The 22,360-nt window shown below is 40.6% G+C and carries 20 protein-coding genes; 17 read left to right on the forward strand and 3 right to left on the reverse strand.

Annotated elements, in window-relative coordinates; all coding sequences use genetic code 11:
* The first annotated feature begins 7 nt into the window (after positions 1-7).
* From I6N96_RS13550 to I6N96_RS13580, 7 genes are all read left to right on the forward strand, one after another.
* Complete coding sequence (locus tag I6N96_RS13550) at positions 8-724, forward strand: DUF5131 family protein (protein WP_209558090.1); 717 nt, start codon at positions 8-10, stop codon at positions 722-724.
* A gap of 143 nt (positions 725-867) precedes the next feature.
* On the forward strand, positions 868-1,725 hold the full coding sequence (locus I6N96_RS13555; RefSeq protein ID WP_209558091.1) for a hypothetical protein: 858 nt from the start codon (positions 868-870) through the stop codon (positions 1,723-1,725).
* Between the two features lie 550 nt (positions 1,726-2,275).
* Positions 2,276-3,301 carry a Gfo/Idh/MocA family oxidoreductase gene (locus I6N96_RS13560; RefSeq protein WP_209558092.1) on the forward strand — a complete coding sequence of 342 codons (1,026 nt, stop codon included), beginning with the start codon at positions 2,276-2,278 and terminating at the stop codon, positions 3,299-3,301.
* Complete coding sequence (locus I6N96_RS13565; RefSeq protein WP_209558093.1) at positions 3,301-4,305, forward strand: Gfo/Idh/MocA family protein; 1,005 nt, start codon at positions 3,301-3,303, stop codon at positions 4,303-4,305. Before I6N96_RS13560 ends, I6N96_RS13565 begins: the two co-directional genes overlap by 1 nt.
* 92 nt (positions 4,306-4,397) lie before the next feature.
* The gene (locus I6N96_RS13570; protein WP_209558094.1) at positions 4,398-5,732 is read left to right on the forward strand and encodes a PTS sugar transporter subunit IIC; all 1,335 of its coding nucleotides are present in this window, start codon (positions 4,398-4,400) and stop codon (positions 5,730-5,732) included.
* 173 nt (positions 5,733-5,905) lie between these two features.
* Positions 5,906-6,694, forward strand: a complete 789-nt coding sequence (locus tag I6N96_RS13575; RefSeq protein ID WP_209558095.1) for a MurR/RpiR family transcriptional regulator — start codon at positions 5,906-5,908, stop codon at positions 6,692-6,694.
* Positions 6,695-7,011: 317 nt separating this feature from the next.
* Positions 7,012-8,313 (forward strand): hypothetical protein, encoded by a 1,302-nt coding sequence (locus tag I6N96_RS13580; RefSeq protein WP_209558096.1) that lies wholly within the window; start codon positions 7,012-7,014, stop codon positions 8,311-8,313.
* A 150-nt stretch (positions 8,314-8,463) separates the two neighbouring features.
* Here I6N96_RS13580 and I6N96_RS13585 read toward each other — a convergent pair whose 3' ends face one another.
* Both I6N96_RS13585 and I6N96_RS13590 read right to left on the reverse strand, forming a co-directional pair.
* Positions 8,464-9,741, reverse strand: a complete 1,278-nt coding sequence (locus I6N96_RS13585; protein WP_209558097.1) for an MFS transporter — start codon at positions 9,739-9,741, stop codon at positions 8,464-8,466.
* Between the two features lie 595 nt (positions 9,742-10,336).
* Positions 10,337-11,035: a MurR/RpiR family transcriptional regulator gene (locus I6N96_RS13590; protein WP_209558098.1), complete on the reverse strand. Its 699-nt coding sequence runs from the start codon at positions 11,033-11,035 to the stop codon at positions 10,337-10,339.
* Between the two features lie 204 nt (positions 11,036-11,239).
* Between I6N96_RS13590 and I6N96_RS13595 the strand changes: the two genes are divergently transcribed.
* From I6N96_RS13595 to I6N96_RS13640, 10 genes are all read left to right on the forward strand, one after another.
* Positions 11,240-12,727 carry an FAD-binding oxidoreductase gene (locus tag I6N96_RS13595; RefSeq protein WP_209558099.1) on the forward strand — a complete coding sequence of 496 codons (1,488 nt, stop codon included), beginning with the start codon at positions 11,240-11,242 and terminating at the stop codon, positions 12,725-12,727.
* Positions 12,728-12,848: 121 nt separating this feature from the next.
* On the forward strand, positions 12,849-13,637 hold the full coding sequence (locus I6N96_RS13600) for an electron transfer flavoprotein subunit beta/FixA family protein (protein WP_209558100.1): 789 nt from the start codon (positions 12,849-12,851) through the stop codon (positions 13,635-13,637).
* Positions 13,637-14,563 (forward strand): electron transfer flavoprotein subunit alpha/FixB family protein, encoded by a 927-nt coding sequence (locus tag I6N96_RS13605; protein WP_209558101.1) that lies wholly within the window; start codon positions 13,637-13,639, stop codon positions 14,561-14,563. The genes I6N96_RS13600 and I6N96_RS13605 overlap by 1 nt, the downstream gene beginning before the upstream one ends.
* Positions 14,564-14,766: 203 nt before the next feature.
* On the forward strand, positions 14,767-15,543 hold the full coding sequence (locus tag I6N96_RS13610; protein ID WP_209558102.1) for an SDR family oxidoreductase: 777 nt from the start codon (positions 14,767-14,769) through the stop codon (positions 15,541-15,543).
* 183 nt (positions 15,544-15,726) lie between these two features.
* A complete protein-coding gene (locus I6N96_RS13615) occupies positions 15,727-17,169 on the forward strand; it encodes an FGGY-family carbohydrate kinase (protein ID WP_209558103.1) in 1,443 nt (480 codons plus the stop codon).
* A 200-nt stretch (positions 17,170-17,369) separates the two neighbouring features.
* Positions 17,370-18,479: an ABC transporter ATP-binding protein gene (locus I6N96_RS13620; protein WP_209558104.1), complete on the forward strand. Its 1,110-nt coding sequence runs from the start codon at positions 17,370-17,372 to the stop codon at positions 18,477-18,479.
* A gap of 10 nt (positions 18,480-18,489) precedes the next feature.
* Positions 18,490-19,113: an ABC transporter permease gene (locus I6N96_RS13625; RefSeq protein WP_209558210.1), complete on the forward strand. Its 624-nt coding sequence runs from the start codon at positions 18,490-18,492 to the stop codon at positions 19,111-19,113.
* Between the two features lie 4 nt (positions 19,114-19,117).
* Positions 19,118-20,029: an osmoprotectant ABC transporter substrate-binding protein gene (locus I6N96_RS13630; protein WP_209558105.1), complete on the forward strand. Its 912-nt coding sequence runs from the start codon at positions 19,118-19,120 to the stop codon at positions 20,027-20,029.
* Between the two features lie 11 nt (positions 20,030-20,040).
* Positions 20,041-20,643: an ABC transporter permease gene (locus tag I6N96_RS13635; protein ID WP_209558211.1), complete on the forward strand. Its 603-nt coding sequence runs from the start codon at positions 20,041-20,043 to the stop codon at positions 20,641-20,643.
* 378 nt (positions 20,644-21,021) lie between these two features.
* A complete protein-coding gene (locus I6N96_RS13640; protein ID WP_209558106.1) occupies positions 21,022-21,543 on the forward strand; it encodes a YehS family protein in 522 nt (173 codons plus the stop codon).
* A gap of 227 nt (positions 21,544-21,770) precedes the next feature.
* Here I6N96_RS13640 and I6N96_RS13645 read toward each other — a convergent pair whose 3' ends face one another.
* A complete protein-coding gene (locus tag I6N96_RS13645; protein ID WP_209558107.1) occupies positions 21,771-22,271 on the reverse strand; it encodes a pyridoxamine 5'-phosphate oxidase family protein in 501 nt (166 codons plus the stop codon).
* Between the last annotated feature and the right edge of the window lie 89 nt (positions 22,272-22,360).

Consider the following 22,360-nt stretch of genomic DNA (forward strand, 5'->3'; position numbering starts at 1 on the left):
GAGCTTGATGGCATTTTGGAATCCATGGAATGGCTGTAAACGAGTGAGTGACGGCTGCCACTATTGTTTTATTCATGAAGGTGCTAAAAAAAGACAGCGCAACGTCGATGAAGTGGTAAAGGCTTCTGGTTTTGATGCGCCAATAAAAAAGCGTAATGGAAACTATGTGATCAATTCAGGGTCAACGATTTATACCTGTTTCAAAAGTGATTTTCTGATAGAAGAAGCGGATGGATGGCGGGATGACTGCTGGTCCATGATTCGTGAGCGTTCCGATTGTCAGTTCATTTTTCTAACGAAAAGAATTGAACGGCTGGAAGAGTGCTTGCCGGATGACTGGGGCTCTGGTTATGAAAATGTAACGATAGGTGTCTCTGTTGAAAATCAGCGAATAGCGGATAAGCGTCTGTCTATTCTGCAGTCGTTACCTATCTGCCATAAGAATGTTATTTGCCAGCCCTTGTTGGAACCGATCGATCTGTCCGATTATTTGACTGATGTTGAACTAGTGATGGCTGGTGGTGAGTATCATAAACAAGGACGTCTGATGGATTATCAATGGATTTTGGATATTCGTGAGCAATGCATGGCGCAGAAGGTCCCATTTGAGTTTCGCCAATGCAGTACTCACTTTATAAAAGATGGTGTTACCTATCAATTGAACTATCGTCAACTGTTTTCTCAAGCGAAAAAAGCGAATATTAATTGGTCTCCGAAATCATAAGAGACGTGAATCGCATGGTAATACTTGGCAGAATTGAGTGAGTGATTTACATAGTTACAGTATATTAGCTAATTGGGTTATTATCTTGTTGTTGATGAATCCTCTGTGGGAATAACGATTTATTTAAAAAAGGGGTATGCTAAATGTTGGTTTTTAAGAAGCGAAGACTGTTATTTGTGCTGCTGTTATTATTGGTATTAGGCGGATGTAGTAGGGTTAGTAAGAATCAATATGAACAGACGATCGCAAATATTTATTCTCAAAGTGGGCTAGATGGAAAAATTGCTGTCGAATATGTGAAAGGGGAAGGTTATCTCTACACAACACTTTATACAAGAGTTGTATTCGATTATACTGAGATTGTGGGAGATAGGGCTGTGACTGTCAGTGATACGATGTTTTTTGAACATAATACAGATATGTTTGAAGGGGATACTGCGGCTATTGGAGTAGAGGATTTGTTTGAGTTTGATATATATTCCGGTGTGATTCAAAGTTTCGCATTTCAAGAGGAGTCTATTGCTCTAAAAAAGGTAATCGAGAAGGAAGTTACTGAAAAAATTGAAATAGAGAATTTTAAGTTAAAGGAAGTAGAGCCGCATTTGATGACCGTTCCATTAATAGACGCGAGTGAAGAGATGGGTTCTTTTGCGGATAATCTTGCTTTATACAAAGAAGATGTTGCGAAAAATCAAAAGGAGAACAAGCCGTTTCGTGGTTATTACGATATCGACATCAAAAAATATATGGAACGTGGGCTCATATTGGCAAGTATAACCTATGAAAACTATTCTAAGGAAATCATTCGTGAAGATATTGATGAGCTAAAGGCAAGTCTGTACAAAAAGATATCGGAGTTGGACGTATCCGATTTTTATGACGGTATTTATACATTGTCTTTTGATACGATAACAAAGGATAGCAGCAGCAGCTTTGGCAGCGGCTCTTATATTTTTCATGTTAAAGACAAAAAAATAAGCACTATTATTAATGATAGATAGGAATTGAGTGATAGTCATATGTTGCTCTTTTCACATCAGCTTCAGTTAAGCATTGCGATGAGATTTGATAAAAGTAAAAAAGAATTTTTTGCTTTTATTTTTCAGGTGAAAAAGATGCGGACAACCTCTAGTGGAACGAAAGAGAAAGAAGTGCTGGTCTCTTAGCAGGTATTTAAAATAGTGGATGATTCCCTTTGAAGCTGCAGAAATGTGAGAAAAGGCAAGTAGAGAAAAAATAGCTGTCCAACTTGAAAGTAAGAATAGATCATAAGCGTGAAGCCCTGTCATCGTAATCGTTGATGGGGCTATTTTGCATGTTCTCTCCGTTGAAATTTGATTCATTCCTATATCCACGGCTGAAAATCATTTTCACAAATTACCGCTATTTTTGAAAGCGTTAACCTTTTCGCGGATAAGCTATCGAAGCATTCGATACCAGATGATAAGGTGGAATTGTACCAATCAGCTGATGGTCTTTGTTGGGGTTGGGACATAAAATGATCCCCAACCTTTAATGTATGAATAACTGTTGAATTAGGAGGAGAGATTTATGTTAGTTATTGCTTATATTGGTTTTGGCAACAGTGTTTGTCAGTACCATCTGCCATATGTTGAAGAGCGGAAAGAAAAAATGAAGGTTAAATATATTTATCGTAGAGAAGAAGATCGAGTAGGGGATTTAGAACGGGAAAGTTGGTATCCGACAATCAGATTTACTTCTTCGATTGAAGAGGTGATGCAGGATTCAGAGGTCAATCTGATTGTGGTAAACACGCCGGACCAGTTTCATGTGATGTATAGTAGAATGGCTTTAGAAAATGGCAAGAACGTTCTGACAGAAAAGCCCTTTGCCATGACAAGCGCTGAAGCAAAAGAAATATTTGCTCTCGCAAAAGAAAAGGGACTACTGGCAATGGCGAATCAGAATCGGCGTTTTGATGCGGATATGCGGACAGTTCGCAAAGTGATTGAATCGGGTGTTTTAGGTGAATTGATTGAAGTAGAATCTCATTATGATTACTATCGCCCGGCAATTGCTGCTAACAAGCGAATGGGAGTACTTTACGGATTAGCTGTTCATCCGGTGGATCAAATCATTGGAGAGTTTGGTGTTCCTGAGAAACTGGTTTATGATGTGCGCAGTATTGATAATCCCGGTATTTCGGATGATTATTATGACATTGATTTCTTTTATCCAAACGGATTGAAGGCAATTGTTAAAACCAGCTATTATGTGAAGCTGGATTATCCAAGCTTTACAGTTCATGGTAAAAAGGGCAGCTTCTTGATGCCGTCACTTGGGCATAATTCTTCGAAAGAAAAACCAAATGGACCTTACCCATTACCAGCAGAAGAGTACCCAGAAGCGTTATGGGGTACCTTAGCCTATATGGATCAAGAAGGGAAAGAAGTGAACATGAAAGTCCCTGTAGAAAAGGGAGACTACGGGATCATCTATGATAATATCTTTGATGTTTTAGCCGGTAATGCAGAAAAAATAGTCAAGGATGAGGAAGTTGTCGCTGTTTTACAGATTATTGAAGCAGCGATGAATGTTGCGAAGGAGGCGAAATAATGAAAGTAGGCATATTAGGAGCAGGAATGATCGTGCATGATCTGCTGAGCTTTGCTGGCGAAGTCAGTAATATGGAATTAGAAGCGATTTGTGCAACACCTGCTGAGGAAACAACTATTCAGACATTGGCAAAAGAGCATGGAATCAAAAAATGTTATACCGACTTCGATGAGATGCTGAAGAATCCTACGATAAAGACAATCTATATAGGCGTTCCAAACCATCTGCACTATACGTTTACGAAAAAAGCGCTGCTGGCGGATAAGCATGTCATTTGTGAAAAGCCCTTTACATCAAACGATTGGGAAGCCGTTGATTTGGCTGAGTTAGCGAGAGAACGAGAGTTATTCATTTTAGAAGCTGTTTCGACTCGTTTTTTACCGAATGTGCTGAAAATCAAAGAGCTGCTGCCGACATTGGGAGAAATCAAAATAATCTCAGTCAATTATTCACAGTATTCTTCCAGATATGATGCGTTCAAGCAGGGGATCATTCAGCCGGCTTTTGATCCTGAAAAATCCGGTGGTGCATTGATGGATTTAAATATTTATAATATAAATCTGATGGTCACGTTGTTTGGTCCAACTGAGAAGGTAAACTATCAGGCGAATATTCAAAAAGGAATTGATACTTCTGGTATTTTGACTATGGATTACGATGAATTTAAGGCAGTTTGTATTGCTGCTAAGGATTGTAAGGCGCCCATCGTTACATCCATCCAAGGAGATAAAGGCTGTATCATCATTGAAGATTCGGCAAATGTTGTAGCCAAATTCAAATTATTGATGAATGATTCATCGGCCGAAAAGGTTTATGAGCTGAATGAAGGCAAGCATCGAATGTATCATGAGTTTGCAGTGTTTTGCGATATCATCGATAACGGGAAAGTTACAGAAGCCAACGCATTGATGGATATGTCACTGGCAACGATGAAAATACAGACACAGGCAAGAAGAACGGCGGATGTGATTTTTCCGTCGGATATCAAGACTGAAAATAAGTAAATTCTACAAAAAATATAGCGAATGAAGGGGTTGCGAAATGAAGATGTTCGTGATCCCTGAAATAAGCTATTAAAAAATAGGAGGTTCTCCGAATGGATAAACAAAAGAAAAGCTTAATGGATAGACTAACAGATTTTACGAATAAAATATCTGAACCGCTAGGTAGATTCGCCAGTACAGATATCATCTCCTCCGTTGTATCTGGTTTGGTCTCAGTGACTCCGATTATTATGATTGGCTCTATCTTCTTGATCCTGTATGTATTAGGATCGCCGGATGTTGGAACCAGCGGTCAGCCATTGATTGGGTTCTTGGCACCATGGGCAGGAAAGTTTGCCTGGATGAATAGCTTGACTATGAACATGATGTCCTTATATTGTGCGGTTGCAATTCCTTATCATTATGCACAAAAGAAAAAGATGAATACATTGACCTGCAGTTTATTAGGGTTGGCCACATTTCTAATCTTTACCATCAATGGGTATGATGAGGCTGGTGGGATATCTGTCACCTCCTTCAGTGCGAGCGGTTTGTTCGTTTGTATTATCACGAGTATCATTGGGGTTCAAATTTTGAAATTTTTCCTGGATAAAAATATCACGATAAAGATGCCTGATTCCGTGCCGCCGAATATCGGGAATGCGTTTGGGGCACTGCTTCCTTTTGCAACGATCTTTGCTTTCGCATGGGTGATTCGGACAATTCTGGACTTTGACATGGTTGCATGGCTGAACACGTTATTAGAGCCGATCATTACGTCCTCTGATAGTGTTTGGATGGCGATGCTGGTCACCTTTATTTGTCTGCTGCTATGGAGCGTCGGACTTCACGGAGACAATATGTTTTTAGCGTTATTCACTCCATTTGGCTTAATGTGGATCGATCAAAATGCAAGCGCTTTAGCTAGCGGGACTTCAAATTATGACCTGCCGAATATTTTGGCTGGTTTAGGAAACACTGGGCTTTTACGATTAACGATTTGGACTGCCGCAGTTTGGCCATTGCTCTTTTTAATGGTTACCTCAAAGAAAAAACAGTTTCGAACGATTGGGTTGACTTCGTTAGCACCAGGCATTTTTACAATTGTTGAGCCGGTGATTTATGGATTGCCGATTGCGCTTAATCCCTACTTGATGATTCCTTTTATTTTAAGCGGAACGATTTCTTCAGGGGTAGGCTATCTTTTGATGTCCACGAGCTTCTTTGGAAAATTTTATGCGGTAGTGCCTTGGGCAACTCCTCCGTTTTTGTTAGGACCATTAGGAACCGGGGATATGAAGACTGTACTTATTCCGATCATTTCTTTTGCGATAGGATTTGTCATTTATCTGCCATTCTGGAAAGTCTATAACCAAAGTATTGATACAGCAGAAAAGCTGAAAGAAGATACATCATCACCAGAAATGGTCCAAGCGAATGAAGCATAGTAATAACAGATATAAGCCATATATATATTCTATGAATCAGTAATTATTTCTCGGATCAGGATGCTATAATGAATAAAAGTGGTTTCGCTTACAAAGAAAATGACTTTTTGGGTTTTCCCACTGTATTTTGGTGTATCTGTGTTATGGTGCATCCTAAACTGAGGAGTGATGAAATGATTATTCAACAACTGCAAGAGGGCACGAACTTTACCCATCAGGAAAAAGCAATCGTTCAGTTTATTTTGGAAAATCAAGAGGCAGCTTTAGATAAAACAGCAAAAGAGCTGGCAAGTCTAACGTTAACTAGCCCGGCAACAATCAATCGTCTTTGTAAGAAGTTGGGATTTAAAAGCTATCACGAGTTTCAATTACGCTATGTCAGTGAGCATGCTCAAAATAAGAAAAATGATCGCACGAAGCTGGATGTCACGGCGTCTAATATGGAACTATCCGCGACCGTTGAGGGATTGTATCGAGAAACGGTGCGTCATACGCAGCAAATGATAGAAAAAAACTCCTTGAACCGGATCATCAATCGTTTAGTCCACTCGAAGAGAATTGACTTTTACGCAAATGATGCGAATTTCACACGAGTGCAGGGAACCTGTTTGAAACTAAGCAGCTTGGGGATAAACACGCAGGTTTTCAATACCTATAATGATTTTTATATCGACACACTAATGGATAACGACAGCATAGCGATCATCGTTAGCCATACCGGCTGTAATCCGGTCATGGTCAATGCTGCTTTGGAGCTGCGCCGCAAAAATATTTATACAGTTGCTCTGACTAGCAATGTCGATAGAAAGCTGGATTTGTTATGTAACGATAGCCTCTATATCTATTCTGGTCATTACGAGCTGACTTCGCTGCAATATGGTGTCTCAGTTGATTATCTTCTTGATGTGATTTACACGTGCCTGGTTGCGCGAAAGCGTAAGGAACCTGTTGAATACAATTAATAATTTTGTGAGCTAGGGCAGCAAATGGATAAGGCTGGTGTGAAAGATTTAAACATTTAAAATGGATTTCGGCGACTGACAGGAACATCTATCAGTCGCTTTTTGACTGTCGTGAAATTGGTGGACATAGAAAAATTGCACAAATCAGTAAGCGATAGACTCTTGTAATAACGATACAGAATATCATCAAGAAGACGAAAAATTACGAAAGATAGGAACTTATCTGCTGTCTATTCATTTTATGAGATACCAACCACCACAAATGTGCTAAACTATCTATAGATAAAAGGTACTGTAAAAGGATGGGAGTGTTGAAGGTGACGAAGAAGAAAATAGTAGGGGTTTCTATTGGTGTAGTCGCGCTGATTGTGGTGATCATAGGAGTAGTTGTGTTTCAGAAGCAGGCAAGCGAGAAGAAAAAAATCGAGGAGGCACAAAGCCAAATAGCCTCTATCGAAAAAGAGACGAAGAAGGACGGCGATCTATACAAAGAGATTGCTTCGTTATATAGTGAAAATCAAGATTTTTTAGCGGAAAAAATTGACTTGGAAGCGATTGAAACAGCAGAAGAAAGTCTTTCGAAAAAACAGGTAGAGGTTGACGCGTTGAAGAAAAAATATGGTTCTGACGTGGATGTCGATGCAGCAGAGCTCTATATAAAAAAATTACAGCAAAAGATTGCATTGGCTAATGATAAATTGGCGGTGCAAACAGATGTAAATAAGCTGTTCAGCTCAAAAGAATCAGCTATTGACGGAGAAACGATCCAAAAACAACTGCCGATCACTACGAAGCTGACAAAAGAGGATATTTCTGATGTCAGTGAACGAATCGAAGCAAATAAAGAATTGCAGGGCGATTGGAAAGAAGCGATTGATTCCATCATCAAAAATGCGACGAACCAAGTAGATCAGGTTGAGAAAATCAAAAAAATGATTGATGAAGCATTTGATGGGAATGTGCCTAAGGATACAGTGAAGCAAAGTGATTATGACAGCTTGAACAAGGAAATCGCAAAGGTTAGAAATGAAGAATTGAAAATAGCATTTACATCGAAGCTGATTTTGATGAAGACGATGATCGATACCAAATCACAATTGGATTCTTTATCTAAGCAGCAGAAAGAAGCGGAAGAAGAAGCGGCGAAAGCTGTGGAAGATGCAGCGAATGCTGCTCAGCAAGCTGTGGAGGGTGCTGTCAATGCGGCTGCAGAGCAAGCTTCTAAGGCAGACGATATATTGGCTGGCTATTCGGATGATCAGATCGAATATGCTCGTGTATGGTTGGCAAAGTTCGGTACAAAACCATCGGAGCTTAATGCAACAAGAATTGCCGCAGGGACGCCGATAAACCCTTATAATGCCAGCAGTATGACCTATCCGACAGAGGTCATCATGCTTTCAGGGGGCTTCACTGCAGAAGGATCGATCGTATATGCCAGTAATCATAACGGCACGGTCACTATCTATTCGGTACCGGGGCATTGGCCTGCAGCTTCAGCGGCTGATCCGGAAGTATCTATGACATTAACTCAGGAGATATTGGACAATGCACAGGTGATGAGTGTACCTGCAGGGAATCCAAATGATGTGAGGGATTTGATTTTAATTCAACGATAGAATATTGATTTCTACAGTCAAGCTGAAAAGATGCTGCTAGTATTTGATCTAGCAATTGCTAAAATATTTAAATAGAAAAAGCAATCCAGCAGCCGTTTTTACGGCCTCTTGGATTGCTTTTTTCATTTTCAATAAGAGGAATTGAATCGGTTAATCACCTATTTCTGAGATAGCCTCGCTTTCAGCAGAAGCTTCCTCAACATGTCCTTTCTTTATTACTCTGGAAAGGACAAGAGATGCGATAACACAGCCTACAGCCATAACAATGGCGTAAATGAACATCATATTAAAACCGTCTTTTCCGCTATTGTTATCTAGCCAGCCGCCGATCATTGTGTACATGAAGACGTCGGGAAGGTAGCCTAGACAAGAAACGATACCTGAAACTCGCCCCGTTTTAGACACAGGAATCCCAGCATCATCAATGATTGCAAAATATTGACTGCGAATCAGATAGATGAAGAACATACCCGCTACAAAGTTAGCTAGAATGATAGCCAGTAAGCCCTTGTCATCTGGAAGAACAAGGAACAAACCATAGGAAAGTCCTGTAAGTACTGCTCCGCCAATAATGACTTTTAGACGTGAACCGATCCTGTCCGCAAGGAATCCACCAATGATCCCGCCGAAAGCTTGAATGATATAACGGATTCCGCCAAGTGTAGATCCGCCTGCGACAGATAATCCGTAAACATTGATGGCTAAAGTATTGATATAACCGAAAATGCCGTAAAGGCTGTAACCGAAAAATACAATTGCTACAAGCAGCCAAACACGGGGAATGGCCAATTGTTTAAATGTCCCAACCACGACATCCTTAAGGGATTCTACTTCATCTTCCTGTTCTGTATCTTCGATAATAAACCAATTTAGAACACCAATAATAATAACAACAATTGCACAAGTACGAATCGCCCAAGCCGTTCCAAGAATATCATCTGCGAACATGCCGTAAACAGCAGTCATTCCAAATACCAGAAGCGCATTTAAAAGGCCGCGAAGACCTTCCTGCAGTCCGAACAAACGCCCTTGCTCAGAAGAATCTCCCAGCATTCTAGTGGCTTTGATCATGGCTGACCAGTAAGTAATGATTGTTGAGATCCCCATCAAGATAAAAATGATGCGAGCAGTGGTAAACGACGGAAAAGTCGAAAACCAAATCCCAAGAATCCCAGTTGCCAAGAAGGAAAAGGTCAAAAGCTTTCTGGCTGAGAATTTATCTGCAACGATTCCGCCAATGAAATAAGAAAAAGTAGCCATTGTTGCATAACCTGAAGAAAGCACGCCCATTTGAGCATTCGATAAATTCATGGCTTTTTGAATAGGGACATAAAACGTTTCGCGAATATACGGCAATTGGAAAATAATGCCGGCACCCGCAGCTAAGAGTAATAGAGTACCATATTTTTTTATAAACTCTTTATTCATTGATAGATGAACCTCCAGTAAGTGATTTTCAAAATAGTAACGGGAAACAGGGTGTTGTCCGGCACCTCGTTGTCACGCTGCAGTTCTCTATTCTCTCTAGTAACAAATTCATTGTAAGGGTTTTCTTTTTGTGCGTCAATGATTTTATTGTAATAAAATAATAATCAAATTCTAATCATTTGTTAATTGTTTTCGAGATGGTAATAAATAAGGACTAGAGTGAAGTCACGTAAATAAGCCAATTTTATGATTGGAAATAGAGCGAATCGCTAGATCGTTGAATGGTTGAAAGCGTTAAGTTGAAATAATTTAATCGATTGGATCATTTGGTTTGGAAGGGTTTGTTGGGAGAGAAGAGTTGTTCGATACTCGAATCAGTAATTAAAGAGAGGGAAAATGAAATTTGACTCGAATAAAATCAGAAGAAATCATCCTTGCAAATCATCTGCTCTTTAGAGTGGAAAATTTTCCGTTTAGGTATTTCGTAAAATGATTGGAAGCATAAAAGCTATGAGAGGCACTTGAGCAAAAAAAGAAACGGGCGGCCTATTTTGGCATCCGTTTCTTTTGTGATTATAGGAATGAAATCGATGATTTATTTGCTTAGCTCTCGAATGACTTCTTCAATAAACATGAATAAAATCGTCCGTGTTTTTTCGTGGGAATTAAGTTGCTCATCCTGATGAGACTTAGTTAAGTAAATGATCTCGTTGTTATCCAATGTTAAGTTTGAATTCAGCTCTTCGATCACCAACAAAGATTTTGCGTGGTGCTTTTTGGCTTCCTCGAACAACGAGTCAAACTGAGCAAATTTACCAGCGACTGAAAAGACAAGTAGTAAAGAATTCTCAGACAGTAAATCTGGAATGAGCGCTGGTTGAGTTGCACGAATGATATGCTTATCAACGGTGTAAATCAATTTATACTCAAAATATTCCATACAGATATTTGTTGGGCCATAGCCAAAAAGGATGATCTTGTCGTATTTTCGAATCAGGTCGGCCAGATAAGTGGTCGTTGATGGATCAAAATTCTCCATGAATTCTTGAATACGAGAAAACTCTGTATTCATTTTTTTTCTTTTGACTAACTCTTTCCCAGTGAGAAAACGAAAATATTCTTTATAGCCTAGGAAGCCCATTTTTTTAACCAGTTTAGAAATTTTTGAAGGAGAGACATTGGCAATCTCTGCTGCTTCAGTGATTGTCAGGTTCGGCTCTGCCTTACTGACATCACTCAATTTTTTATGTATCTGTAATTCCAATGGGTTTAATCGATCCAGTTGTATCCTCATCTATCCACCTCCTGATGTTCATCTGTCTAAAGAATATCACAGGATAGCAGTAAAGAGCAAATGTGGAAAATTTTCCATTTTTAGTTAAAATTAGTTAAATATACGGAAAAATTAATCAAATTTTAATGTAAAAAGTTTTCGGCATCCGTATACTAAGGAACATGGAAAGCGCTTTCGAAAAAATGACTGATTGGAGCTAGTTGAATGAATTCTGACACATTGATCAAGGAAACAATTATTGCAGAGGTAAAAAAGATTGTTCCTGAGGAGCAGGTAGTAACTGATTATGAAACGTTATATGATGCTGCATCCGACCGCTATCGAAAATATGCAAAAGCGAAAAGGGTTTTAGATAATCCTTTACCGACAGCAGTTGTTTATCCGAAGAATGCAAACGAAGTAAAAGAGCTGCTGATGTATGCGAACGAAAATGACATCAACGTGATTGCGAGAAGCGGGAAAACTGCAACTGAGGGTGGTCTTGAGAACTGGAAGGACTTAGCTTTAGTCATTGATGGTTCAAAAATGAATAAGATCCTGAACATCGATCCATATAACATGCAGGCAACAGTGGAAGCTGGTGTAAGACTGCAGGATTTGGAAGATGAGTTGCGGAAAATCGGTTACACGACCGGACACTCACCGCAATCAAAACCAGTGGCTCAGTATGGCGGTCTGGTATCGACTCGTTCGATTGGTCAGTTCTCTACTTTATACGGTGGGATTGAAGATATGGTCGTTGGTTTGGAATGTGTATTCCCGAATGGACACATTTCAAGAATCAAAAATGTATCTCGACGTGCCGGTGGTCCGGATATTCGTCATATTGTGATCGGGAACGAAGGAACGTTGTGTTATATTACTGAGGTAACAGTGAAAATCTTTAAATACTATCCGGAAAACAACAAATTCTTCGGTTATCTGGTAAACGATGTAGAAACAGGTATCAAGGTATTGCGGGAAGTGATGGCTAACGGCTATCGCCCTTCTGTAGCAAGAACCTATTCACCGGAAGATGCACGTCAGCATTTCTATCATTTTTACGAAGATAAGTGTGTCCTTCTATTTATGGCAGAGGGGCCGAAGGGAATCGTTGAAGCCACAGGCACGGGTATTGAAGAAGCGGTTGAGAAATTCAAGGATGGCGTGTATAAACAAGTCGACAGCCAATTGATCGCCAACTGGTTCAATCAACTGAACTGGACACAGCAAACCATTGACGATGAAGTACAGGGAATGATCGACAACGACAAGCATGATGGCTTTACTACTGAAATTTCAGCAGACTGGGAAACGATCCCTAAAATTTATAATAATGTCATAAACCGTGTTCGTACAGAATTCCCTCGAGCGCATGACTTAACAATGCTGGGTGGACACTCCTCTCATAGCTATATCAATGGAACCAATATGTATTTTGTCTATAATTATGTGATCAATTGTGAGCCGGAGGATGAAATGAAAATCTATCATCACCCTATTCAGGCGATCATTGTAGAGGAAACATTGAAATTAGGCGGTTCTATGTGTCATCATCATGGTATCGGTAAGTACCGTAATGAATGGACGAAAGAAGAGCATGAATCAGCTTACTATATCCTTGAAAGCTTGAAGGAAGTATTCGATCCAAAAGGAATCATGAACTTTGGAAACATTTACCCGGTACAAGAAGGGTTCAAATATCAAAAATAGAAACGAGGCAGGTGCTGGGGATGCTGCGGCGTCCCAAGTACTGCCGACTAAAACAGAGTAATAGACTCAAAAGCAGTGTTACTATCGCTCTGTTTAGTTAAAATGTTAGGAAGAATGAGAAATGAAAATCATTTGTTTAGTTAAATTTGTCCCAGATACAGAGCAATATGAATATGATTATGAGACAGACAAGATCAATCGCGAAAAGTCGAAGCTCATTTTGAATCCGGATGATAGGAATGCGCTGGCATGGGCATTGCAACGGAAAAAGCAGGACCCCTCAACGGTAGTTGAAGTCGTTTCGATGGGACCGCCTAAGACGGAAAAAGAGCTGAAGGATTTTATCCGTTTAGGAGCTGATCACGGTGTTTTGATCAGTGATCGTTTATTTGCCGGAAGTGATTCGCTTGCGACAAGTCTTGTTCTTTCCAAGTATCTATCTCAGCAGGAGTATGACCTTGTTCTTACCGGCACACACACACTAGATGGCGGTACCGGGCATATTGGTCCGCAGGTAGCGGATCTGTTGGGGCTTAACCAATTTTCCAATATCAAAGCAATTGAAGAGGCAAATGAAGAATTCTCAGTTGTAGAAGCCCATCAGGATGAAAAAATCATTCGCTTGAAGCTTCAAAATCCAAGTATTTTAAGCCTGACAAGTCAGATGAACATGCGTTTAGGTTTCGTTAGATATGAAAACATCGACAAAGACGTTGATGCACAATTCTCTCTAGTAACAAACGAAACCTTGAATCTGTCAAAAGACGAGGTAGGCCGTAAAGGTTCGCCGACAAAGGTTAGAAAAAATGTCGTTGCCAAAAGAAAGAAAACAACACATCAAAGAGTCAACCTAGATGATGACGGCATAGAAGCAGTGGTGCAATTTCTACAAGAAAAGGGGTACTTATAATGTTTAAAGCACTCATTTTGATCGATGATGATTTTGTCCATGATTCAATCGATTTAATAGAGGTTGCCAACCGTCTTGCCGGAGAGGATGAACTGCTCACCTATGGTCTGGGGATCAATCTGGCGGATAAAGAGGTAAAAGGTTTTGATTCCCTCATTTGTGCGGACCTTCCATTCCTTCAATCAAAGGATAGTCGTGTATTAACAGATATCATCCAACAGGTGCATGAAGAATTTTCATTCGACAGCATCATTGTACTGGCGACTGATTTTGGACGCATGGTTGCTCCGAGAGTGGCGATGCGGTTGAAGGTGGGGCTTACTGCGGATATCACAGATATAGAAGTCGAGGGTCAGGAAAGAAGGCTGGTACGCCCTGCTTTTTCCGGTAATATGCTGGCAAGCATTATCTGTGACTCAACGCCTATCATGGCAAGTGTTCATCCAAATGTGTTTCATGTCAAAGAAGCGGCCAAAGAGCCTGAGAGGATTGATTTCTTACCAGTTGAATTGAAAGCGTCATCAATTGAAGTGTTATCAACTTCTGAAAAGGGTGGAACACAAGATATTCGAGAAGCAAAAGCGATCGTTTCAGCCGGAGCTGGGTTTAAAACTGAGGTCGATCAGCTGCAGGAGTTAGCTGACATACTCAATGGCGCTGTTGCCGTTTCGAAGCCTTTAGTCGAACTACAGCGTGCACCAAGAGAAATTCAAGTGGGTCAATCTGGAAAAACAGTTAGTCCTGATCTGTATATTGCATTAGGTATCTACGGCTCGATGCAGCATGTGGAAGGGCTAAAAAATGTGGAAAATATTATTTCAGTGAATATCGATGAAGGAGCACCGATGAATTACTTGGCTGAATTAGTTGTGATTGGCGATGCTGCGGAGTTCGCTGAAAAGCTAACGGAAAGATTAAGAAAATGAGCGGGCTATTTTGTCCAATAGCGCAGTGAGCGGATGTTTATTAAATGATGTTGAATGAAGAAATAGAAGCAATGACGGATAGGAATGATTCATAAAATAGTCCTTTCGCCTAAAGCTTTGCGAAAGGCTGGCAAAACGGTATCGTATGACATCAACCCATTTTGTCATAAGCCTAACTAAAAAAGAGAAAAGAAGGTAGTCAAATGGAAATCAACGATTTTAAAATGGATATGTTTTCAATCAAAGGGAAAAATGCAATTATTACCGGAGGAAATACAGGATTAGGTCAAGCCTTCTCCTTGGCATTGGCGGAAGCCGGAGCCAATATCTTTATGCCGTCGATCATGCCGGATGATCCTGCGTTTAATCAAACACTGCAAGAACGCGGGGCAAAAGCTGTTTACATGTATGCAGATATTACTAAAGATGGCGCACCGCAAGAAATCATTGAGAAATGTATCGCTGAGCTGGGCTCTGTAGATATCTTAGTGAACTGTGCCGGTATTTGTCCAGTCGATGATGTTTTAAGCTATGGTCGTGACAAATGGGACCCGACAATCAGTATCAATTTAACGGCTGCCTTTGATATGAGTCATGAGGCGGCAAAAGTAATGATTCCACAGAAAAGCGGAAAAATCATCAACATTTGCTCGCTGTTCTCATTCTTAGGTGGTCAATGGGCGCCGGCTTATGCCGCTTCAAAACATGGACTGGCCGGTCTGACAAAGGCGTATTGTGATGAGCTGGCACAATACAATATCCAAGTTAACGGGATCGCTCCGGGGTATTTCAAAACAGCTGTAGCGCAAGCTTCTATAGAAGATACAGAGCGGAATAAATGGATCGTTGACCACACACCGGAAGGACGTTGGGGGGATGTTGCTGATTTGATGGGCGCGACAGTCTTTCTAGCATCTGAAGCAGCTCATTTTGTCAATGGTCATGTTCTAACGGTAGATGGCGGCTTCTTAGTTCGCTGATTCAGTAGCAAAAAAAAAGCAGGGCTGAAGCTTCAGTTGGGCAAAACGATCTTCCGCTGTACAGCAGTCAGTCCTTCTATATTTCGGCTAAGGAAGCTGCCAAAAGAATCATGGCAAGCTTTCTGGCTGTCAATCAATTGCAACAGAAAAGAGAATGAAAATTATTGACGTAAGGAGATCTTCATGGAAAAGAAGTATATCGTTGGTATTGATGGCGGCAGTCAAAGTACCAAGATCGTGATCTTTGATATTGAGGGAAATATCGTAGGTGAAGGAAAAGAGAATCTGCGTCCAATGCACTTGGCTGAAGGAGTTGTTGTAGAGCATCCGGGAGATGATCTGTGGGAATCAGTTTGCACGGCGGCGAAGAAGGTCATGGATCAGTTCGGTCTGAGAAAAAATAATATTGTAGGGATCGGCTTAGGTTCGATTCGCTGTTGTCGTGTGCTTATGAAAGAGGACGGCTCATTGGCTCAGCCAATCATCAGCTGGATGGATAAAAGAGTGGCAACGCCCTATGTTCATGATAATCCTGAAGTGAAATATGTTACTTCTACAAACGGCTACTTGACACATCGTTTGACAGGAGAATTCAAAGACAACATCGGCAATCACTTTGGACAGTGGCCAGTCGATTATGCGACGTGGGATTGGTCTACAGACGAAGAGGTATTGAAGAATTTCAACCTTCCGAAGGAAATGCTGCTTGAGGCAGTAAAACCAGGGGAAGTTTTAGGGTATATCACAAAAGAAGCGAGTGAAAAAACTGGTTTTCCTGAAGGCTTACCATTGTTTGCAACTACCAGTGATAAAGCAGTGGAAGGACTTGGTGCCGGATTGATTCATGATACAAGTGCATTTGTTTCATTAGGTACGTATATCAGCAGTATGGTCACAGGTAAAGACATGCCTAAGGATGCAGTCAGTTATTGGGGTATTATGTCTTCTGTTCCTGATAAGTATGCATATGAAGGCTATGGGATTCGTCGTGGTATGTGGACAGTATCTTGGTTTAAGGATCTTTTAGGTGAAAAAATCAGTATTCGAGCGAATTATCAAGGTATTTCAGAGGAAGAATACTTAAATGAACAAGCGCAGCATGTTCCGGCAGGTAGTGATGGCTTGATGACCGTCTTAGATTGGCTGGCTAATCCTTGGGAGCCCTTCAAACGCGGCGTGATGATCGGCTTCAATGCCCATCATGATTATCGTTATATGTATCGTTCTATTTTAGAAGGCATCGCTTATACGATGAAGAACAATGTCACAAATATGACCGATGAATTAGGAAAAACGATTGAAGAGGTTATTGTGACAGGCGGAGGGTCCAACAGTGACTTGATGATGCAGATTTTTGCAGACATATTCAATCTGCCTATAAAACGAAATGTTGTCAATGGAAGTGCCAGTGTCGGTGCAGCGATCAATGCAGCTGTAGGGCTGGGAATCTATCCATCTTATGAAGAGGCTGTGGAAAAAATGGTCAAGGTCAAGGATATTTTTACTCCAATACCGGAAAATGTCGCTGTTTATAAACGCTTGAATGAGGAAGTTTATAAAGGCTTGACTGAGCACACAGATAAGGTTTTGGAGAAAACCTTCGCTATCCTGCATCCAGAATCGTAGCATTAGGAGCTATCGCTAGTTGTTGTTTTGTAGTAGCAGTCAAGCAGATTCATTAGAACACCTGCTTCGATAGATAGTTTCCCGATTTTTGAGGATAAGCCGATACAATTTATTTTAGTAAGAAACGGAAAGGACTAAAAGCCGCTGAATCGGCCTTTAGCCTTTTTCCGCATACATAGGGGTTGAAGGGAGTTAAACAGATGATTGAATTTATAGAGGTGGAAAAACGCTATGGTGCAGCCGTCGCTGTTGAAAAGTTGGATTTGACCATCGAGGACAACCAGTTTATTTGTGTGATTGGAACCAGCGGCAGTGGGAAAACAACCTTGCTGCGGATGATCAACCGAATGATCGAACCATCTACAGGGGCAATAAAAATCGATGGCGTCGATACAACTGGCTTAAATGAAGATGAGCTTCGGCGGAAGATTGGCTATGTTATTCAAAATATCGGCTTGTTTCCTCATATGAGTATTCGGGACAATATCATGATTGTTCCGAAGCTGCTGAAATGGGGAGAGAACCAAAAGCAGGGGATTGCTGAAAGGCTCATTCAAAAAGTTGAGCTGCCATTAGAATATTTAGACCGTAAGCCAAAAAATCTTTCCGGTGGACAGCAGCAGCGGATCGGTGTGATTCGTGCTCTGGCAGCGGACCAAGATATTATTTTGATGGATGAACCCTTTGGTGCATTGGACCCTATCACACGAGAGGCTTTGCAGGAAATGATCAAACGCCTGCAACAGGAAATGAAGAAAACGATCGTATTTGTCACCCATGATATTGAAGAAGCAATCAAGTTGGCGGATAAAATCATTATCATGGATCATGGGGAAATCGTACAGTATGACACGACAGAGACGATTTTGAAAAATCCGGCAAATGAATTTGTGGAAGAGCTTTTGGGCAAACGAAAAAAACAATCCCATATTGGAAATGATATGCGGATAGCGGATTTGATGTTCACGCAGGTAGAGTCCATTTCCTTAAGTAAATCGATCATCGATGCTATCCGCCAGATGACCAATAAAAAAGTTGATTCTTTATTAGTAGTAGATGACGAGCACCATTTGAAGGGATTTATAGATATCAAAGATATTGACCGCAATATCAATAAAGTGACAAATGTCTATGAAATCATGCGTACAGAAACTGCTAGTGTCAATCAAAGGGAAAAAGTCGCAGATGTGGTTGATCCTCTATTAAACATGGAATTGAAATATCTGCCGGTTGTAGACGATGATAATTGCTTGGTCGGGATCATGACACGTTCTTCGCTGGTGTCCTTGATTTACGATCAGCTGAAGTAGGGTGGCTATGATGGAAAATTTTTGGAATCAGTATGGTGCAGAAATTCTTTTGAAGTTCTGGGAACATTTTTACATTTCATTTAGTGCAATCCTTCTAGGCACGCTCGTTGCGATACCGTTGGGTGCGGTATTAACACGTGTAAAAAAGGGGTCGGAAGTGATCATTCGAATCGTGGGCTTCTTCCAGACAATCCCCTCGTTAGCATTACTGTCGATCATGCTGCCGATATTCGGTATAGGGAAAGCACCGGCGATTGCTGCATTATTTTTATACTCGCTGCTGCCTATCTTGAGAAATACATATGTGGGGATTCAATCTGTAGATGGGACATATCTGGATGCTGCCAAAGGGATGGGGATGTCGAAATGGCAAAGGCTGCTGCAAATCGAATTTCCGTTGGCGGCTAGTGTGATTATTTCAGGAATCAAGGTTTCTACAGTCTACGTTATTTCCTGGACGACATTAGCGGCTTATATTGGAGCTGGCGGTCTCGGTGATTTCATTTTTAATGGATTGACCTTGTATCGGCTGGATTTGATCATGATGGGGACGATTCCGATTACCTTACTGGCATTGGCCGCAGATGCGCTGCTAAGATATTTTGAGTCCAAATTAACCGTAGATAGAGGGTGACTGAATGAAAAAAAAGTTAACTGTACTTATCAGCTTTAGTGCATTGTTTGTCGTGTTTATCTTATCAAATCTTTCAAATAGAGAGGATACAATTACTGTTTCCGGCGGTGTGACATCAGAATCACAAATTCTGGGGAATCTTGTTGTGGAACTTTTGAAGCATTACACAGATAAGAAAATCGTTTTTCTAAATAATCTGGGTTCTGCCAATATGATGCAAGCTGCTATGGAAAGAGGGGATTTGGATATTGCTTCGCCTCGCTATACAGGAACAGATTTAGTTGGAACCTTGCATTTACCAATAGAAAAAGAGTCGGATCAAGCATTGGCGATCGTTCAAAAGGAGTTTCAGGAGCGGTATCAGTTTGTCTGGTTTCCCAGCTATGGTTTTTCAAATCAGTTTACATTCATGGTGACACAAGAAACAGCTGAAAAATACGATTTGCAGAAGGTCAGTGATTTAGCACGTTATGCTGGCCAATTGAACTTAGGAACAGACCAGACTTGGTATAAACGAGAAGGCGATGGGTATCAGGCATTTGCGGAAGAATATGAGATGGACTTTAAGCGTGTCTATCCGATGCAGGTGGGGTTGCTGTATGACGCTTTAGCTGCCGGTGAGCTGGAAGTGATTTTAGGCTATTCTACGGATGGTCGAGTAGGAAGTTATGATTTAGTGATGCTGGAGGATGATCATCAATTTTTCCCGCCGTATACATGCAGTTTGGTCACTACAGAGAAAGTTTTGAAGGATAATCCTGAATTGAAGGGGATTCTGGAAAAGTTGGAGGGAACGATCGATACGGAAATGATGCAGAAAATGAATGATGAATCGGACAGTCAATTGTTGGAGCCAGCATTGATTGCCAGACAGTTTTTAGAAGCAAATAATTATTTTGAGGAGGAGAGCCGTTGATTCAAGCGTTGATGAATTACTTAAGTGAAAACTCCTCTTATATCATCAGTCAATTTTCAATTCATCTGTATATTTCAATCGTTGGCGTTGTGCTGACTTTTTTGATTGGTTTTCCAGTCGGGATATTTTTATCAGATAATAAAAAAGCTGCGACAATCGTGATTGGGCTGATCAATATTATTCAAACGATTCCGTCAATTGGCATGATGACGATTTTACTGATCTTAATGGGCTTAGGAAAAAATACCGTGATTGCTACGGTTGTCTTATATTCGTTGCTGCCGATCGTTGCCAATACTTATACCGGATTGAATAATGTCGATCCCGTTTATGTTGACAGTGCTCGCGGTGTGGGCATGAGTCGATTTCAGGTTCTATACATGGTTAAAATTCCTTTAGCCATGCCGGTCATTTTAGCCGGAGTTAGAAATGCTTTGGTGATTTCTGTAGGGATCACAACGATTGGTTCCTTTGTTGGCGCAGGTGGACTAGGAGATATTATATTAAGAGGGATCAACATTACGAATGGCGAACCGATTATTTTCGTAGGGGCCTTCTTATGTGCGTTGATTGCGGTGTTGATGGAGTGGCTGTTTGACTGGCTGATAAAGTGAGGTATTGTTATATAGAAATGTAGAAGCTGAAAGGATAACTAGGGCGTGTCTGAAAAGTACAGCAGTAACCAAATTTTTCAGGGATTTCTGCCAATGAAGTTGCCAATGCTTTCCCAAGTAGACGCATTTGTGTCGAGAATCGAAGGATATTGAGACTCGTAGATACAAGTCTCTAGGTAGTAAACTTGATCTAGCACAATAGTATGCGAAGCGACAAGCATACGACTATTTAGACAGTCATCCCCTTCTCTGGAGATAGCTTGTTGCAAAAGTCATACTTTTGAAACGATTCGCCGATAGACTTTTCAGACACATCCTAAGAAAACGATTTGCCATTTTTATGCTATAGTAAGAGTATAAAAATGATGGAGGAAACAAATGAACAATAATGATATACTGCTGCGCTTGAGATATGCGTTGGATATAAAGGATACAGATATAGTAGAGGCCTTTAAGTTAGGTGGAATGGCTGTTTCTAAAGAAGACGTGAGAGCGATGCTGACGAAAGACAACACCCAGCAGCAAGAGGACTATGACAGCTTTGAAAAGAATATCTATGTAAAAACGATCAACAATCAAGTGCTGGATACCTTTTTAAATGGATTTATTACATTGAAGCGTGGCGAGCCGAAAAATAAACCGGCAGAAACACCACAATTGAAAAGCAATGAGATCCGTCACATCAACAATATTCTGTTGAAAAAAGTGAAGATTGCCTTAGCCTTGACCAGTGAAGACATGCTGGATATTATGGCTGAAGCTGGTGTGTATCCGTCAAAAGGAGAGCTTGGCGCTATTTTAAGAAAAGAAGGACATCGTAACTTTAAGCCTTGTGGAGATAAGTATGCTCGCAATTTCTTGAAGGGGCTGGCTTTGCGTTACCGTAGTGAAAATAATTAATGATCTGAATCCTATTAAAGGCTCAGCACATGAAAAGTGAGCGTTGCATAATGTGTGCAGTAAAGGAAATAGCAGCAACAATAGGATGGTATAGACGTGAATAGCAATTGAAAAAGGAAACAGCGAAGAAGAACATAGTCTTCTTCGCTGTTTTTTTTATGACATAAAGGCCAATCCTACCGCCTTTAAAGTCGGATAATTCTATTTAGGCTTTTCTTTTTTGCTGATTATTTAGGCGGCATTTTATTTGGATGAATATGCTCTTTGCAAGAATAGGAAGAAAGAACGATTTTTATGATTCCTGTCGCGGCAATCATTTTATCCGGTGGGAAATTGTACGCTGTATGTTTCACTTCATGATCCATTAAAAGCTGAAGCGCCTGTTTCTTTTCTTCTAGCTCTTGAATGATGAATGCTTCGCCAAAACCAATTAAACTTTGATAAGCATAAGAATATTTTTCTGCAACAGTCCCAGCCTCGATCAATTCGTGATTGCAGTCCATCTCGACTGCTACCATCGGGTTATTTTCCAAAAGGCGGACTTTTTTTCCTTGACGAGCACCATGAATATAGAGGGTCAGGGCTTCTTCTTGCCAGTGATACCCAAAATTCACAGGAACAATATAGGGAAACGGTTCATCGAACATCGCAAGCCGCACGACATGACAGGCCTCCACAATTTCTTTTATCTTTTCTAAATCCAGGATTTCTCGATCTTTTCTTCTCATTTTCTTCCCACATCCTTTTTGATTGTAGTATTAGCAGCAGTGCCTTCAATGGTCAACGATTTGCACGAAATCACAGGTCAGCGTCCACT

Origin of the sequence: Enterococcus larvae (genome assembly GCF_017830045.1) — a bacterium.
Taxonomy (GTDB): Bacteria; Bacillota; Bacilli; order Lactobacillales; family Enterococcaceae; genus Enterococcus_L; species Enterococcus_L larvae.